15 protein-coding genes are annotated in these 15764 nt (G+C 50.7%); 9 read left to right on the top strand and 6 right to left on the bottom strand.

Annotated features, from left to right (window positions below; all coding sequences use genetic code 11):
• The first annotated feature begins 148 nt into the window (after window positions 1-148).
• Window positions 149-274, top strand: a complete 126-nt coding sequence (locus GXP72_RS22790) for a hypothetical protein (protein ID WP_265589657.1) — start codon at window positions 149-151, stop codon at window positions 272-274.
• A 350-nt stretch (window positions 275-624) separates the two neighbouring features.
• The gene (cui, locus tag GXP72_RS14120; protein WP_208763019.1) at window positions 625-1173 is read left to right on the top strand and encodes a colicin immunity protein Cui; all 549 of its coding nucleotides are present in this window, start codon (window positions 625-627) and stop codon (window positions 1171-1173) included.
• A 37-nt stretch (window positions 1174-1210) separates the two neighbouring features.
• On the opposite strand, the gene GXP72_RS22785 is transcribed toward cui, so the two are convergent.
• Window positions 1211-2323 (bottom strand): colicin-like pore-forming protein, encoded by a 1113-nt coding sequence (locus tag GXP72_RS22785; protein WP_208763018.1) that lies wholly within the window; start codon window positions 2321-2323, stop codon window positions 1211-1213.
• 187 nt (window positions 2324-2510) lie between these two features.
• Between GXP72_RS22785 and GXP72_RS14110 the strand changes: the two genes are divergently transcribed.
• The 3 genes from GXP72_RS14110 (at window position 2511) to GXP72_RS14100 (ending at window position 4179) form a co-directional block, all read left to right on the top strand.
• Window positions 2511-2930 (top strand): Exc2 family lipoprotein, encoded by a 420-nt coding sequence (locus GXP72_RS14110; RefSeq protein ID WP_048992217.1) that lies wholly within the window; start codon window positions 2511-2513, stop codon window positions 2928-2930.
• A 246-nt stretch (window positions 2931-3176) separates the two neighbouring features.
• Entirely contained in the window at window positions 3177-3428 is a 252-nt protein-coding gene (locus tag GXP72_RS14105) for a hypothetical protein (RefSeq protein WP_053084266.1), read from the top strand.
• A gap of 439 nt (window positions 3429-3867) precedes the next feature.
• A complete protein-coding gene (locus GXP72_RS14100) occupies window positions 3868-4179 on the top strand; it encodes a hypothetical protein (RefSeq protein WP_024909712.1) in 312 nt (103 codons plus the stop codon).
• Window positions 4180-4719: 540 nt separating this feature from the next.
• On the opposite strand, the gene GXP72_RS14095 is transcribed toward GXP72_RS14100, so the two are convergent.
• The gene (locus tag GXP72_RS14095) at window positions 4720-5661 is read right to left on the bottom strand and encodes a VirK/YbjX family protein (RefSeq protein ID WP_061714879.1); all 942 of its coding nucleotides are present in this window, start codon (window positions 5659-5661) and stop codon (window positions 4720-4722) included.
• Window positions 5662-5837: 176 nt separating this feature from the next.
• Between GXP72_RS14095 and pphA the strand changes: the two genes are divergently transcribed.
• Entirely contained in the window at window positions 5838-6482 is a 645-nt protein-coding gene (gene pphA / locus GXP72_RS14090) for a protein-serine/threonine phosphatase (protein WP_208763017.1), read from the top strand.
• Between the two features lie 34 nt (window positions 6483-6516).
• Here the strand turns inward: pphA and GXP72_RS14085 are convergent, their stop codons facing one another.
• The 4 genes from GXP72_RS14085 to yebS all read right to left on the bottom strand — a co-directional run bounded on the left by GXP72_RS14085 (window position 6517) and on the right by yebS (window position 12268).
• Window positions 6517-6756 (bottom strand): YebV family protein, encoded by a 240-nt coding sequence (locus tag GXP72_RS14085; RefSeq protein ID WP_008500472.1) that lies wholly within the window; start codon window positions 6754-6756, stop codon window positions 6517-6519.
• 106 nt (window positions 6757-6862) lie between these two features.
• Window positions 6863-8311, bottom strand: a complete 1449-nt coding sequence (gene rsmF / locus GXP72_RS14080) for a 16S rRNA (cytosine(1407)-C(5))-methyltransferase RsmF (protein ID WP_196761051.1) — start codon at window positions 8309-8311, stop codon at window positions 6863-6865.
• 71 nt (window positions 8312-8382) lie between these two features.
• Window positions 8383-11016, bottom strand: a complete 2634-nt coding sequence (locus GXP72_RS14075; protein ID WP_208763016.1) for a PqiB family protein — start codon at window positions 11014-11016, stop codon at window positions 8383-8385.
• Window positions 10985-12268 carry a membrane integrity lipid transport subunit YebS gene (gene yebS, locus GXP72_RS14070; protein ID WP_032647758.1) on the bottom strand — a complete coding sequence of 428 codons (1284 nt, stop codon included), beginning with the start codon at window positions 12266-12268 and terminating at the stop codon, window positions 10985-10987. The genes GXP72_RS14075 and yebS overlap by 32 nt, the downstream gene beginning before the upstream one ends.
• A gap of 132 nt (window positions 12269-12400) precedes the next feature.
• On the opposite strand from yebS, the gene GXP72_RS14065 reads away from it, so the two are divergent.
• From GXP72_RS14065 to prc, 3 genes are all read left to right on the top strand, one after another.
• Complete coding sequence (locus GXP72_RS14065) at window positions 12401-12898, top strand: GAF domain-containing protein (protein ID WP_008500476.1); 498 nt, start codon at window positions 12401-12403, stop codon at window positions 12896-12898.
• Window positions 12899-12994: 96 nt separating this feature from the next.
• Window positions 12995-13681, top strand: a complete 687-nt coding sequence (gene proQ, locus GXP72_RS14060) for an RNA chaperone ProQ (RefSeq protein WP_024909719.1) — start codon at window positions 12995-12997, stop codon at window positions 13679-13681.
• 19 nt (window positions 13682-13700) lie between these two features.
• Entirely contained in the window at window positions 13701-15749 is a 2049-nt protein-coding gene (gene prc / locus GXP72_RS14055) for a carboxy terminal-processing peptidase (protein ID WP_024909720.1), read from the top strand.
• Window positions 15750-15764 lie beyond the last annotated feature (15 nt).

The following is a 15764-nucleotide window of genomic DNA, read 5'->3' as shown; positions in this document are numbered from 1 at the left end:
GCAGATGCTGTCCCCATGTATGCGTGAGTCTGTTTTTTGCAATCATATGAACTCGAGGAAGGACCCTGCTTACACTGTTGAGTTTGTTAGCAAATGCATAAGAGGCGTAAATCTCAGGATGGTAATTTAAGACCGTAAATGAGAGAAAATGCATTTCGCCAGCCGCCCAGATGATCTGATTATTCCCTCATCGCGCCATATCTCGACCGAAATCGGCCGCACGAAAGCGAAGCTGGCTAATTTTCAGCGTCTGCAGGGGCTGGGGAATGACTGATCTACCGAAATGCCCCAATTGTGGCATGTCCTCTTCACTGAAGGTCCGAAGTCGTGGGTTGAACTGGGGGGGCGCAGAAATTAGGTGCTCTAACGGTTGTTCAAAATGGCGAGTTGGATTCTCTTTTCCGCCAGGAGGGGAGAGGGGGGCTCGAAGAGAGCTTGCAGATAACTGGCATAAGGTTGTGGAGAAAAGTTAACCCACTAATTGTATTATTTGCTTTTATGTATGAAAAAAATTCAACAACACCGACAAAATGGATCGGCTAGCAGATCTGCAATATAATTATTCTATTATTCAATCCACTGACTAAACTCAGAGGGACAAGTTCCAAACACAGGGTAGGTGATATGTCTATGAAGCAAATTAAATCAAGGGATATGACAAACATTGCGGCAAAAAGGATGTATTATATTTTTCTTGTCGGGGTTATACCTTTGCTTCTGATTTTTTTATTATATGCTAACAACCAAGGGAGCGATTTTCTAAATTGTTTGTATACTTTATCTGGTAAAGTTCCTGAGCTGATTTCAGCCAGTAACCCATTATTAAGTGGTGTTATGAGTTTTTATGTTAAAATCGCTCCTTTGTTAGGTGTTTTGTTTTTTTTGATTGCGCGGAGAGAGTTAAATTTAAAAACCACTTTTTCTTTCACGAAAGGTATTTTGGCTTTTATGCTATTCACCGTGTTTTATATTGCAATTGTTTATTATTTGTTGGTGTGTAACGTGGAGTTAACTGAATCAGGACGATTTATGAGGCTTTTATCAGGGAACGATTATCTTCTTACCGTTTTTTTTGTAAGCGTATTTTATGTGTGTTATATACTCACCTGCTATTACATCAGCTATGCTTATGCAGTTTTCTTGATTTTAAAGTTAAAAATAAAGCACCGTTGAAAGCTAAGGGGCAGATAACATCTCTGCCCCTTTTAGATTAATGAGCTGGTCTGATTATTTCATTGTTGATTTTATCAACGATTTTATCGTCAATGAATGAAGCCAGATAACTGATACCGATAATTCCTGCAATTGTTAATGCAGTAATAGGAAGCCCGACGGTTGTCGCAACAAAAGATGCCAGGGCGCCAAAGATTCCCATAGCCACACCGACAGCAATGCCACTAATAACCCAGGACTCTACCTCTAGCATCAATGGACCCCAGTTTCCTGTTTCATACCCTTCAATACTTTTCTCTCGGATTTTTTCGACTTTGATTACCAGATCTGCAGTCTTAAATGCTTTGCTTAGATTGCCGAGTTTGTTTGCCATGTCACTTGCATTCAGACTTTTCCATGCGTTAACGATCGCAGTTTTATCACCTTGATTAATTTTCATCCCCGGATTGGCAATAATCTTATTCAGAGAGGTCATTGCATCATTGTAGTTACGAATTGTTTTACCTTGGAAGTTTTTAACGTTACTTGCGATGTCCCTTGACACATCTTTATATTTTTGCCCCAGGTGACTACCAACTTTTTCCCCCATGTCAGCAATAATTTCGCTGGCTTTTTGTAATGCTTCAATTTGTTTATCTTCATCGAGCATCTTCTGGACATTTTCGCGCAAATTACCCCGGGCTGCTTTTGGTATACTTCCATCCCGCACTGCTTGTTCATATAAGTTCTTAAGCGCTTTTCGGGAAACTTTATCACTGGAGCCATAGTACTTTGCCGTCCTATCCCAGGTAGATGGAGCACTCGTAGTGCTATTTCCATTTTGATTCTGGGAGTTATTACTACCAGACTGTGAACCTGAGTTAACACCATTACCACCGGAGCCTTTACCTGAATGACTGTCTACTCCGGAACTGATAGCAATTGCACCACCGGCAGAAAATACTCCAGCCGCATCACCTCTGTTAGCAGCATTCACCTGTGCACTGTTGTTTGGATCCACAGAAAATCCATTAATATTCTGTGTACGGCCACCATTCCCTCCATTTCCTGATGTACCGGAATGGCTGCCAGAACCAGAGTTACCGATGCCAGGATTTTTGCCACCACTGAACGCATTGTTGTGTGCGTTGTCGCCACCATTACCACTCATAGTTAATTCCTCTTTGACGGTTAAAAGTTAGATAATGCTGTATATAAACACATTGTTATATATACAGTAGTTCGAATCCTACGCCGCTGTTTCTAACGTGTCAATGACAGATTTTGGGGTATGACTGAGAGCGGAAAATCCTGATAAGCTACTGATGGGAATATTGTTTACTGGAAAGGAGATCTTCATGAATAAATCTAACGGATTATTCGTGTGTGCGTTGTTAACATCATCTTTGATGAGCAGCGCATGCACCCCTCAAACAAGTGCAGAACGCCATGCACGCCAGTATGTATATGCTGCAGATGACGGCTTTGACCCGAATGTACGCGTTATAAAAGCCGACAGTATTAAGATGGCGGTGCCATTCTTTAAAACTTTTCATGATCTGGGAGCAAAAGACCGCTTATCAGGCATGTCTTTAGAGGACGCGAACAAGCGTGCAGATAAGTTTCGTAGCGAGGCATTTCTGAACTCCATCCAGAGTGAAACTATTTTTGCGGGCACTCGTTACGTCGACAATAAATCATGGTCTGCTAAACAGCGTAAAGCCATGAGCGATGCTATCTCTGAAGCTTACATTGATGGTTATAAAGGAAGGATGTGAGTATTTATAACAGTAGATTTCGGTACCCGTTTCTGCATTACATTCACGAACACACCTGGTTGTGGATCATTAACATCAAAGTTTTAGTTAGGGATGATTTTATATGGTTTCTCTTGAGTCAGAGAATGGTGTTTAGTGCTTTTTTATTAATCGCTTACCCGCTTGTGCGGTTTTTTGACCCAAATTCTTGACCCTCAGTTTTTAGTTGAGCTCTATAAACATACAGTTAGGTGTTAGGGGGTTATCATGGGTTTTCAATCTCCTGCATTAGACCTCGCTGAAGAGATACTCACTATTACCAACCTTTGCGGTCATGAGGACAACTGCCGAACTATCGAAACATCAGCTGAGTACGTGATAATTAATATTGCCAGAAATCCGGAAATAGGTGACACCATCCTGATTGCGCTCTGCGGTAGGCTGGACTTCGCAAAAGTTCAGGGGAAGGCATTAATAACTCAGGATGGCGAGGCTATAGCGGGTGATTCAGATCATTAAAATTAATGGTGTGAAAGGTAAGTTGATTTTTGCGTATAATAAGCAATCTACTCACATTGGCTGAGGCAGAAGAATGGAAAAGTTGCAATTGAAGATTGGGTTAACTGATTTGGTTTATTCAATTACTGTTCATAGCTTTCATATTTTTTTGGATCGGCATTGGGCTTCTGTTGATAGGTGACATTGGGTTGCTGTTCAGTGGTGCATAGTCCAACATACTGACCGTATTAGGTGGCTATATGATTTTTGTAGCTTTGATAATGGAAGGTGTAAAAGCGCTTTTCAATAAGCTGGTCTGGAAGCAGTTTCTCTAAACTCATAGCCTTTACTCTGTAAGATTTCTTCAGGAACAGCATAAAATAGATCTATGAAATTAGCATTCCTACATACACATTTGTTGTAGTTCTTTTAGAGTAAAGTGATGACTGGAGTTTGTGTAATGGAAGCATTTACTGAATCTGTTTATTTGGCTATTTTTAGAGAGCATGCAGCTAAGGCGGTTCAGGGTATGGAGAGACATGGCTGTTACTGGTTTACGGGTATCAGGCCATCATATGGGATTGTTGTTGAGTTGCTGGAAGATGCTGGGTATTCAGTGATAACTTTCAACCCGCCGCCTGTATACGAGTTCGCAATATATCTCTCTGATAGTTATCCATCTCAAGTTGAGCTGGAGAGAATCGCAATGTATCGACAGTCACTACGAGACAAGGGCGTATCAGAGGATAAATTACCCGTTTCATTAGCATAGCCCCCTACGGGCGGTTTTTATTGTAATACCGCTAACAAGAAAACGAGATGACAGTAAACACAGCTACGCTATGAAATATCCAGGTGTTATCTCACTATGCCTTCAGGCACTCAATGAGTTAAATCATACGGTTGAAAATTTACAATCAGGAAGCCGCAACCCGTAGTATGCAGGAACGGGGGCGGCTGGTAAATTTGATATGAATCGATTCGAAATACGTCCGAATTTGTCCGGAATTTTAAGTAACTATATGATTTTTAGTGCCTGAAAACGCATCACCAGATGTATGCTTTTTAATCTGGTTGATGCGTATGTGTTTGATATACCGCAGAAATATAAATTGCAGGTATAAACAGGAATCGCATTCGGTCTGTTTATCTGTATGAAAGTAAACGAGTAATCCCAATAGTTCTTTCTCATACAGCGCGCTCGTCCTGTTCGACTGCTTAAAACATAACGCAACACAGCATGCGGAAGTCCAGCCCTTTTTGCCTGTTTTGTTAAATTTTCGTGTGCAATCAGTAAAAGCCAGAACCGTGTTTAAAAGCGGGATTTAACGGATGCCTCAATTTCATCAAGCAGTTCAAAGCGACGGCGGTATTCGGCACGCTTTTTACTGGCGATCTCCTCAAGGGATTTGCGCTCCATCTGCAATGGCAACTGCCAACTGAAGGTTGAACGTTTTTGACCGTCGATAGAGGCCCAAAACTCATCGTAGCTGGCGTGGAAATGGCGACCTTTACTCAGACGATAACGCAGTGCACGGAAGATATGACCTTCATCGCTGACCGCATAAATGGCTTTGATGCCGGAAAGTGTGGCCAATTGGAAAAGCACTTCCATCAACACGCGTTTCGGGAAGAGACCATGGCAGGCTCGGGTTGCCTGTTTGATCACATCACGGGATACGCTGCGTCGCGGGCCCTGAAGACCGCCAATCACCAGAACATATTCTCCGTTTTCGCGAGCAACGCAAAATGTCACACTGGCAAGCAGGGTATTTTCGTTATCACGCAGCCACAGCGTACATTCGCCCTCACGCTCTGCTTTACTGGCATTCATGGCGTTGACGTTATAGCTCACGCCATCTTTGGCATGAAACTCAACAATGGATTGCTCTTGTGGTCCGGTTAAGGCCTTGACCAGGCCGACGTCTTTCAGAGAGTCAATCCACTGATAATGGCTGACGATGGCATCAGCACGCGCATTGGCGTTCATGCCACGCATCAGATACTGGCGATGTGTTTTGCTCGGCAGGGTGATCTGCGAAGCCAGTAACTGATCAAAATCGTCGCGGCGAGCCAGCGCATCGAGCATGCGATGCGTAGAAGACCAGAACAGCAATGAACGTAACAGAAATTTAAGACGGTACTCGCGTTTTTGCCAGATAGGGCCTGGAACGAGTTTGCCTTTCACCAGTTCGGAAATGATATGGGTACGATGCGATTGTGGCGCATCGTTTTGCAGGCGCGTATTTGACACGGGAAAACCTCAAAGTTTATGCAATGCATATTTTAGGGGGCATGCAAAAGAGTATTAATACTGGTGAAACATTTATTTATCCTTAGTTTACTGTTTGTTTAGCTTCATGAAAAGCGCTCCTGTGCAGCGTCCCTACACATAAGTCAACTGTAACTATACTTCCTATGGGAGGGCTTATGTATCAGCGAATTGAAGGTGGGATGTGGCGTCACGTCTGGGTTGTCAGCGATATACACGGCTGTTATCAGTGGCTTATGGATGAGCTTAAACGCCGTCATTTTAACCCGTATGAGGATTTGCTTATTTCTGTCGGGGATATCATCGATCGTGGCCCTGATAGCGTGAAATGCCTGCAGTTAATACATGAAAAATGGTTTCGTGCCGTGCGGGGCAACCACGAGCAAATGGCGCTCGACAGTCTGGATAATAACGATTTTTCGCTCTGGACGATGAATGGCGGAATGTGGTTTGCGCATCTTGAACGCGACCAGCAACAGCTTGCGCTGTCGTTGCTTGAGGCCTGTCGCGATTTACCGCATATCATCGAGATAACCTGTGCGAACGGTCTGAATGTGATAGCCCATGCGGATTATCCGGCTGCGGAATACCAATGGCAAAAACCGGTCAGCGCTCAGCGCGTCTTATGGAACCGCGACAGGTTGATGGGATTTATGGTGGGCAAAGGGCAGGGCATCAGCGGCGCGGATCATTTCTGGTTCGGACATACGCCCCTCGACAGAAGGTATGATTTTAATAATCTCCACTACATTGATACGGGCGCCGTATTTGACGGTTACTTTACGCTGGCGCAGCTGCAGTAATAAATAACCCGCCTTCGGGCGGGTTCTCTTTAGGTCAGGCAAGACGCATGACCCAGGCATCGGTTTTACTATCGTAATGCTCACGGTAAAGGACAGAGTGTTCGCCATCAAGTATTGCCGGGACGCTGGTATCTGCATCCCATGCATCGAGCTGCATGCACAAATCCGGGTCGGATTTGCAGGGAATACTTAACGTTCGATCGCCTTGTGCTTCGCCGCGCAGCTCTGCGTCGTCGATCTCAAAAGCGCCAATACGCACGCTGGTTTTCGTCATAGTGCTCTCCGGTTCTGTTGTCAAAATCTGGTATGACCAGTGCAGTCACCCATTTTTGATCGTAGACAAGGAGAGCAAAATCGCCAGTAAAAAAATGCGCTTTTTTTCAGCCCGTGCGATCGTTACCGGTAAACAGCCGACCATCCCGAACCAACTCGCGCGGATAGCTGTTTTTCAGCCTTGAGCCGACCTTTTTTGCCAGCCCCAGCGGGTATCCCTGATACGTCACTATCACTTCATCGCCTGATGGCGCGCTGTCCGGATAGACATCGCGACCACGATACCACTCTTCGGCTTCCTGATGCGTCAGGGCAAAGGTATTCTCGCGTCCGGCAAGCGCGATAACGGCCTCATGCTGCCAGCGATACCCTTTGTTATGCACTTCCGCCAGGCGGATCCCGATTCGCGAAAAACGGACCTTTCCGATGAGCGGCTCGATCTGTGCCGGGAACAGCCATATCTCTTTATCACGCATCCAGGGGCACAGGCTCTCATCCCAGACCAGCCCAACCTTTTTGGCGGCGGCTTCAAGCTGTGCTGCATCGCGACCTTTAAGAGGGGCAAACGGGAAGTTGCCGACCTTGAATTTAGGTGCGGGCAGGGGAGCAACCGCCTGCGTTTTACGAAGACGCGCCACAAAGAACCCTTCGCAGTCGTAAATCTGCGGGAACACGTGGAGGAAACCTTCGGGGGTGACCGCCTCTTGTGCTGAGGCAAACAGATCGTTCAATGGCAGGAACTCGACCGCATCCGGGTAGTTCGCTTTCAACCACAGGCAGACGTCTTCGTTTTCATCGCGGTTTAAGGTGCACGTTGAATAGACCAGCGTGCCGCCAGGGCGCAAAGCGTGAAATGCGCTCTCGATCAGCTCTCGCTGCGTGGCGGCGATCTCCAGGTTGCTTTCCACGGACCAGTTCTTTAACGCATCTGGATCTTTGCGCACCACCCCTTCGCCGGAGCAGGGGGCGTCCAGCAGAATGGCATCGAAGGCTTCCGGTAGGGCGGCGCCAAACACCCGTCCGTCGAAGTGCGTCAGGGCAACATTATGGATACCGCAGCGGCTGATGTTGGCATGCAGCACCTTCACGCGGCTGGCGGAAAACTCGTTAGCAAGGATCGCCCCCTGGTTACCCATCCGGGCGGCAATTTGCGTGGTTTTTGAGCCGGGCGCCGCGGCAACATCCATCACGCGCTCAGGCGAATTGCCATCGGTAAACAGGGCGGCAACAGGCAGCATCGAGCTGGCTTCCTGAATATAGAACAGGCCGCTCAGATGTTCAGCGGTGCTGCCCAGCGGGAGTGAGGCTTCGTCATCGCGCTCGATCCAGAACCCCTCAGCACACCACGGTACCGGCGTAAGCTGCCAGCCGTACGGCGAGACCAGTGCCAGAAAATCATCGACGCTGATTTTCAACGTGTTGACGCGAATACTTCGGCGTAACGGACGCTTGCAGGCGGCGATAAAATCGTCTAACGACAGGTGAGAAGGAAGCGCCTCGCGCATCTGCGCCAGGAATTGTTCAGGAAGAAATACGGAGTTTTGAGCCACGGGCACACCACAGGGAAAAGTTCAGGTGCGCAGTGTAACATAAAGGCTCCGGTGCGTTGACACCGGAGCCTTGCTGTTTAACGTGGCAGGGCGGTTCCCCATTCGCGCCACTCTTTCGGTTCGCTTTCGAGCAGCAGGAAGTGTTTACCTGGCTGCGCTTTCGGCGCCAGCGGCGTTCCCGGCGGCGTGGCAAACGCGATACCGCCGCGAATGAACTGGTTGAAGGTGCCGGTTTTCACCACGCCACCCGTCAGGCCGAAGTCCAGCGAGTAGCCGGATGCCAGCCAGAATACCGAGTTATTTCGAACCAGGTGCTGGTAGCGTTCGCTGATGCGTAACGCCACCATTACGCGGTCGGAGAGCGTACCGAGCGTCAGGCCCGTGACCGTACCTACTTCAATACCGCGGAACAGTACCGGCGTGCCGATGTTCAGCGAGCCTGCTTCCGGCACTTCCACCACGATGCTCAGGCCGCCAAGGTAGCGTGAGTCGGTGATCGTGGCTTCCTGCAGCTCGAAATCGCGACGGGCATTACCCTGGCCGGGCTCAACGTTGATGTACGGCTGCAAAATGGTGTCGAGATGCTCAACGCCCGCGGCCGAGATCTGCGGCGTGACCACCGAGAAGCGCGAGCCCGTGCGGGCGAAGGTCTGCACATATTCCGGGTAAAGCACGGCGGTGGCCTGCACCTCGTTACGTGAGGTAATCAGCGTCAGCTTCTGGATCTGCCCGATATCAATACCCAGATAGCGAATTGGCATGCCTTCCGCCAGCTTACCGGCATCAAACGCGTGCAGGGTAATCTGCCCGCCTACTGCACGTGCGGCGGTTTCGGACGGGAAGAGAATACGCTTATCACCTTTGCGCAGATTCGCACCCGCGCCGCTGAGATTATCGAAGCTAATCGCCCCGCGCAGCGCGCGTGAGAGCGGGGAGGCCTGCACGGTCAGCCCGTTACCGTTAAGCTGAACTTTCGCGCCGCCTTCGGCCCAGAAGACGCTGTTTGGCGTCAGCAGCTTGCGGTACTCCGGCTTGATGTGCAGTTCGATATCAAAGGCGTCCGCACGCGGGCGAACGGTGATCACTTCCCCGACTTCAAATTTGCGATACAGCACCACGGATCCCGCCTGTACGTCCGGCAGCGTTTCGGCGCTTAGCGTCAGCGTGGTGGTCGGAAGATCGCTCAGGCTGTTTTCAATCGCTTTCTCCAGGTTGGCATACAGCGGATAGCTGTCGCGCACGGGGCCTTTATCGCCATGCAAAATACGGATGCCGCCGTTCACCCATTCGCTGGCGCTGGCGCCGAGGAACTCCACGCCGTCCAGACCCACCTTCACATCGACGCGACTGTTCACCACGAATTTGCTGTCACCGTGCACCAGGTCGCTGTATTGCGGATCGATGGCGACCGAGAACGTCACGCCATCCGCGGAGAGCTTACGCTCCAGCACCTGACCGACCTGCACGCCGTGTAAAATTAGCGGCTGTCCGGCTTCGATACCGTAACTTTCTGGCGCATTAAGCGTGACGGTTACCACGCCCGGCTTTTGCAGCAGGGCTTTATCCGCCGGGGCAATCACGAAGCTATTGCTGGGTTCTCCTTCACCGGGAATGAGCTCAAACGTATTGCCGGTCAACAGCGTGCTGAGGCTGGTATCATTCAGAGAGAGCTTTGGACTGCGCATTTCGATGCGCGTTTTCTCGCGCAGGAGATCGACCACGCTTGGATCGACCGTCATTTCGCCGGTGACCGATCCGCCCGGGTTGAGCGTCATTTTGGTGAGCTGGCCGACCTGCAGCCCCTGATACATCAGCGGCGTTGAGCCCGCTTTTAGCCCTTTAGCATCGGGCAGGGCAAGTTTGACGATCACGCCGCGCTGGCTGTGCGCCAGGTCGGCGTACAATCCAAATGAGTCATCAGCGGTGGCAGGGCTTGAGTTTTCCGGGGAGTCAAAGGCAATAGCGCCATTCACCAGCGCGGCCAGACTCTCCAGCTTCACTTTCGCACCGCTCAGGCTGAGGTCCGCATCCACGCCGGAGACGTTCCAGAAGCGGCTGCCTTTTTTCACCAGATTGGTGAAGCGACGCTCGATAAGCACGTCGATGGTGACGCCCTGTTTATTCGGGTTAATCGCGTAGTCGTACACGCGGCCAACCGGGATTTTGCGGAAATAGACCAGTGAGCCACTGTTCAGAGAACCGAGATCCGGCGCCTGCAGATGGATCATTAAATCGCCGTTATTGAGGCGGTACTTGGGCTGCGTATCCAGAGCAACAAAGTGATCCTGCGGCTCGCCTTTACCTGGCATCATGCCAATATAGTTACCGCCCACGAGCGCATCCAGCCCGGACACGCCGGCCAGAGAGGCTTTAGGCGTCACCAGCCAGAACTGCGTTTCGCTGCGCAGGGCATCCTGCATGTCAGATTTAATACTGACCCGCACCTGAATCTTGTTCAGCCCTTTTCCAAGGGAGATGTCCTGAACCGTACCCACTTCAACCCCCTGGAAGCGAACGGGCGTTCGCCCGGCGACGATGCCGTCGGCGGTCTGGAAATCAATGGTGACCGTACTCCCGCGATCTTCATAGCTCGTCCAGATAAGCCAGCCTGCAATCATCAGGGCGATGACGGGCAGCAACCAGAATGGCGAAATGCGGCGTTTTGTTTTAATTCTCGCTTCAGTCGGCGAAGCGGGGGTTTCCTGACTCATGTGCATCCCAAAGTAAGCGGCTATCCAGCCATTCCACAGCAAGAATAGTCAATATCACCGCAGAGCCGAAATAAAAAGCCGCGGGTCCCATTGTAAAAGCAAGTAGCTGGTCGCGATTGATGAGCGACATCATCAGCGAAATCACGAACAGATCTAACATTGACCAGCGGCCAATCCAGGTGACGAACCGCAGAAGCAGAATGCGTGTTCGTAAGCCTTGTTCACATTTAAAGTGAATGCTGATGAGCAGGGTAAACATCACCACCACTTTGGTAAAGGGAACCAGGATACTGGCAATAAAGACGATCGCCGCCACCCCGACGTTACTGTGTGCAAGGGAGATAATCCCGGAGAGGATAGTATCCTCCTGACGCCCGCCATTCACGTAAATGATAGAAATCGGCAGCATATTGGCTGGGATCAGAAACACCAGGGAGGCGATCAGCGCGGCCCAGCATTTTTGCAGGCTATTGTTGCGGCGCAGTCTCAGCGGAATGTGGCACCGCGGGCAGCGTCCACGCGCGTCGGGTAAGCCGGTATAGTGGCATCCCAGACAGACGCGCAGATTTTCATCGGGACGCGTAGCGGGGCGCTGAGGGTAAAACCGTTCCCAGAGCTGCTCAACGTTCAGGTGAATCAGCGTCAGGATGCTTAGCAATACCAGGCAGATGAAAGCAAAGAGCCCGATACCGGGCTGCAAAAAGGCGTAGTCCTGTACCTTTATTGACGCAACGCCCACTCCCACCAGATAGATATCCAGCATCACCCACTCTTTGAGCTTATCCAGCATCAGCAGCACCGGGCGAAGGTTCATGCCGAGGATATTGCCAAACCAAAGATAGGCAATGGCGGCAACCAGCACCAGCGGCGCGCCAACGGTGCAGAACAGCACCATGGCGGCGGTGATGGGATCGCCCTGACGGGTCATCTGCCAGATACCCTGCAGCACGTTGGCGTCAATGCGCACGCCAAGCAGGTAGAGTTTCAGCAGCGGTTCGCTCCAGGCGAAGGGCATCAGCAGCAGCATGGTGACGGCCATGGCGGCGAGACGGGTTAACGACCAGTCTCGGCCGTCGCGAATTTTGGCGTCGCAGCGGGGACAGAAGGCACTTTGGTGCGATTTCATCTTCGGCAACATAAAAAGCGTATCGCACTGGGGGCAACGCTGATAATGTGCACGTGGCAAAGCTTCGCTTACCGTATGGACAGTTATCTTTCTTGTCGGCGTAATTTTGGTTGTTTTTAAGGCCATCAGCTGCGCACAAATAAGTATTGTTGAAAGTTATAATAACTCATGAACGGATTCATCTTGAGCATGAGCGCATTTAATGCTTATTTTAATAGGCTATGCGGTAAATTTGTAAGACAACTAAGTGATTGAATAATGAACAAAACAGAATTCTACGCGGATCTGAACCGCGATTTTAAGGCATTGATGGCGGGTGAGACCAGCTTCTTAGCCACTCTGGCAAATACTAGCGCATTGCTGTTTGAACGTCTCTCTGACGTGAACTGGGCCGGCTTTTACCTTCTGGAAGGTGAAACGCTGGTGCTCGGTCCGTTCCAGGGCAAACTGGCCTGCGTGCGTATTCCGGTAGGGCGCGGCGTATGCGGCACGGCGGTGGCCGAGAATCAGGTCCAGCGTGTGGAAGATGTTCATGCATTTGACGGGCACATTGCCTGCGATGCCGCCAGTAATTCTGAAATCGTTCTGCCTCTGGTGGTCAAAAATCAGATTATTGGCGTTCTGGATATCGACAGTACGGTCTTCAGTCGCTTTACAACCGAGGACGAACAGGGGCTGCGCGAGCTGGTGGCTAATCTGGAAAACGTACTCGCGGCAACCGATTATCAAAAATTCTTTGCGAGCGTCGCAGGATAATCAACGGATAACGTAGCATTTACTGATAGCGTCATTATAATGACGCCTGTTCATGCCTGCGCTTGTTGGCAACGTCCGTTGTAATCAGGAAATTTCATGGAAAATCAACCTAAGTTGAATAGCAGTAAAGAAGTTATCGCATTTCTGGCCGAGCGTTTCCCGCAGTGCTTCAGCGCGGAAGGTGAAGCGCGTCCCCTGAAAGTCGGTATTTTTCAGGATCTGGTGGCACGTGTTGAAGGGGAAATGAACCTCAGCAAAACTCAGCTGCGTTCCGCCTTACGTCTTTATACTTCGAGCTGGCGTTACCTGTACGGTATCAAAGCTGGCGCGACCCGTGTGGATCTCGACGGCAACCCGTGTGGTGAGCTGGACGAGCAGCACGTTGAGCACGCGCGCAAGCAGCTTGAAGAAGCCAAAGCACGCGTTCAGGCACAACGTGCAGAACAGCAGGCGAAAAAACGCGAAGCCGCCGCGGCAAACGGCCAGGAAGATGCGCCTCGTCGTGAGCGTAAACCACGCCCTGCGCCGCGCCGTCACGATAATAACGATCGCAAACCGCGTGCAGACAAACCAGCAGCAAAAGCCCCGCGTGCCCCTCGTGAAGAGCCGCGCCATACGCCGGTTTCTGACATTAACGCCCTGAGCGTAGGTCAGGCGCTGAAGGTAAAAGCGGGTAACAATGCTATGGACGCCACCGTACTGGAAATCACCAAAGATGGCGTTCGTGTACAGCTGACTTCTGGTATGTCAATGATTGTACGCGCAGAACACTTGTTGTTCTGAAACGGAGGCCAAGCCTGGCATGAACACTTTTTTTAAGCTCACCGCGCTGGCGGGCCTGTTTGCCATAACAGGTCACGCTTTTGCAGTGGACGATATCACGCGTGTTGATCAAATTCCGGTTCTCAAGGAAGAGACGCAGCACGCGACGGTGAGCGAGCGCGTGACCTCACGTTTTACCCGCTCGCACTATCGTCAGTTCGATCTCGATCAGGCCTTTTCGGCCAAAATCTTTGACCGCTATCTGAACTTGCTGGATTACAGCCATAACGTTTTGCTCGCCAGCGATGTCGAGCAGTTCGCTAAGCGCAAATCCGAGGTGGGTGATGAGTTGCGCTCAGGCAAGCTGGATCTGTTCTACGATCTCTACAACCTGTCGCAAAAGCGCCGCTTCGAACGCTATCAGTACGCGCTGAAAGTGCTGGAACGTCCGATGGACTTCACCGGCAACGACACCTTTAATCTGGATCGCAGTAAAGCACCCTGGCCGAAAGATGAAGCCGAGTTGAATGCGCTGTGGGACGGTAAAGTTAAATACGATGAACTGAGCCTCAAGCTTACCGGCAAAGACGAAAAAGAGATCCGTGACACGCTGACGCGTCGTTACAAATTCGCCATTCGTCGTCTGGCGCAGACCAACAGTGAGGATGTCTTCTCGCTGGCCATGACGGCCTTTGCTCACGAAATCGATCCGCACACCAACTATCTCTCTCCACGCAACACCGAACAGTTCAATACCGAGATGAGCCTGTCTCTTGAAGGTATCGGCGCGGTGCTGCAGATGGACGATGATTACACGGTGATCAATTCGATGGTTGCGGGTGGCCCGGCATCCAAAAGCAAAGCGATTAGCGTAGGCGATCGTATTGTGGGTGTAGGACAAACCGGACAGAACATGGTCGACGTGATCGGCTGGCGTCTTGATGACGTGGTTGCGCTGATCAAAGGTCCGAAAGGCAGCAAGGTTCGTCTGGAAGTCCTGCCAGCCGGAAAAGGCACCAAAACCCGTATCGTTACCCTGACCCGCGAGCGTATCCGTCTGGAAGACCGCGCGGTGAAAATGTCGGTGAAAACCGTGGGTAAAGAGAAGGTGGGGGTCCTGGATATTCCTGGCTTCTACGTAGGGCTGACTGACGATGTGAAAGTTCAGCTGCAGAAGCTTGAAAAGCAGAACGTCAGCAGCATTATCATCGACCTGCGCAGTAACGGCGGCGGAGCGCTGACGGAAGCGGTTTCACTCTCTGGTCTGTTCATTCCATCGGGTCCCGTGGTGCAGGTGCGCGATAACAACGGTAAAGTGCGTGAAGATGCCGACAACGACGGTGTGGTCTACTACAAAGGCCCGCTGGTGGTCCTGGTTGACCGCTTCAGTGCTTCCGCGTCTGAGATCTTTGCCGCTGCCATGCAGGATTATGGCCGTGCGCTGATCGTCGGTGAGCCAACCTTCGGGAAAGGCACCGTTCAGCAGTATCGTTCTCTTAATCGTATCTACGATCAAATGCTGCGTCCGGAATGGCCTGCACTGGGCTCGGTTCAGTACACCATTCAGAAATTCTACCGCGTGAATGGCGGCAGTACGCAGCGTAAGGGCGTAACGCCGGACATTATGATGCCGACAGGCACGGAAGAGACGGAAACCGGCGAGAAGTTTGAAGATAACGCGTTACCGTGGGACAGCATCAATGCCGCGACCTACGTGAAAGCGGGTGATATGACGCAATTTGGCCCTGAACTGCTGAAAGCGCATAACGACCGCATCGCGAAAGATCCGGAATTCCAGTACATCATGAAGGACATCGCACGCTTCAATGCCCTGAAAGATAAGCGGAATATCGTTTCTCTGAACTACGCACAGCGTGAGAAAGAGAACAACGAAGACGATGCAACCCGCCTGGCGCGTATCAACGATCGCTTCAAGCGTGAAGGCAAGCCTCTGCTCAAAAAACTGGACGATCTGCCAAAAGATTACCAGGAGCCGGATCCGTATCTGGATGAGACGGTGCATATCGCTCTCGACCTGGCGAATCAGGAAAAAGAGAAACCTGCCGTACAGCCCGCTCCGGCAAAATAATCTCCCAACAGGCAC

This window comes from Enterobacter sp. SES19, assembly GCF_011765665.1.
In the GTDB taxonomy this organism is placed as follows: Bacteria; Pseudomonadota; Gammaproteobacteria; order Enterobacterales; family Enterobacteriaceae; genus Enterobacter; species Enterobacter pseudoroggenkampii.
The sequence above is the reverse complement of the archived record's forward strand: the minus strand, read 5'-3'. Positions and strand labels throughout refer to the sequence as shown.

Excerpts from the sequence above, each read along its gene's own strand:
- GXP72_RS14105 (WP_053084266.1), top strand. The coding sequence starts at position 3,177 with ATGGGTTTTCAATCTCCTGCATTAGACCTCGCTGAAGAGATACTCACT.
- GXP72_RS14075 (WP_208763016.1), bottom strand. The coding sequence starts at position 11,016 with ATGAGTCAGGAAACCCCCGCTTCGCCGACTGAAGCGAGAATTAAAACA.
- GXP72_RS22790 (WP_265589657.1), top strand. The coding sequence starts at position 149 with ATGCATTTCGCCAGCCGCCCAGATGATCTGATTATTCCCTCATCGCGC.
- GXP72_RS14065 (WP_008500476.1), top strand. The coding sequence starts at position 12,401 with ATGAACAAAACAGAATTCTACGCGGATCTGAACCGCGATTTTAAGGCA.
- GXP72_RS14110 (WP_048992217.1), top strand. The coding sequence starts at position 2,511 with ATGAATAAATCTAACGGATTATTCGTGTGTGCGTTGTTAACATCATCT.
- yebS (WP_032647758.1), bottom strand. The coding sequence starts at position 12,268 with ATGGCCTTAAAAACAACCAAAATTACGCCGACAAGAAAGATAACTGTC.
- GXP72_RS14085 (WP_008500472.1), bottom strand. The coding sequence starts at position 6,756 with ATGACGAAAACCAGCGTGCGTATTGGCGCTTTTGAGATCGACGACGCA.
- proQ (WP_024909719.1), top strand. The coding sequence starts at position 12,995 with ATGGAAAATCAACCTAAGTTGAATAGCAGTAAAGAAGTTATCGCATTT.
- GXP72_RS14100 (WP_024909712.1), top strand. The coding sequence starts at position 3,868 with ATGGAAGCATTTACTGAATCTGTTTATTTGGCTATTTTTAGAGAGCAT.
- prc (WP_024909720.1), top strand. The coding sequence starts at position 13,701 with ATGAACACTTTTTTTAAGCTCACCGCGCTGGCGGGCCTGTTTGCCATA.
- GXP72_RS22785 (WP_208763018.1), bottom strand. The coding sequence starts at position 2,323 with ATGAGTGGTAATGGTGGCGACAACGCACACAACAATGCGTTCAGTGGT.
- cui (WP_208763019.1), top strand. The coding sequence starts at position 625 with ATGTCTATGAAGCAAATTAAATCAAGGGATATGACAAACATTGCGGCA.
- pphA (WP_208763017.1), top strand. The coding sequence starts at position 5,838 with ATGTATCAGCGAATTGAAGGTGGGATGTGGCGTCACGTCTGGGTTGTC.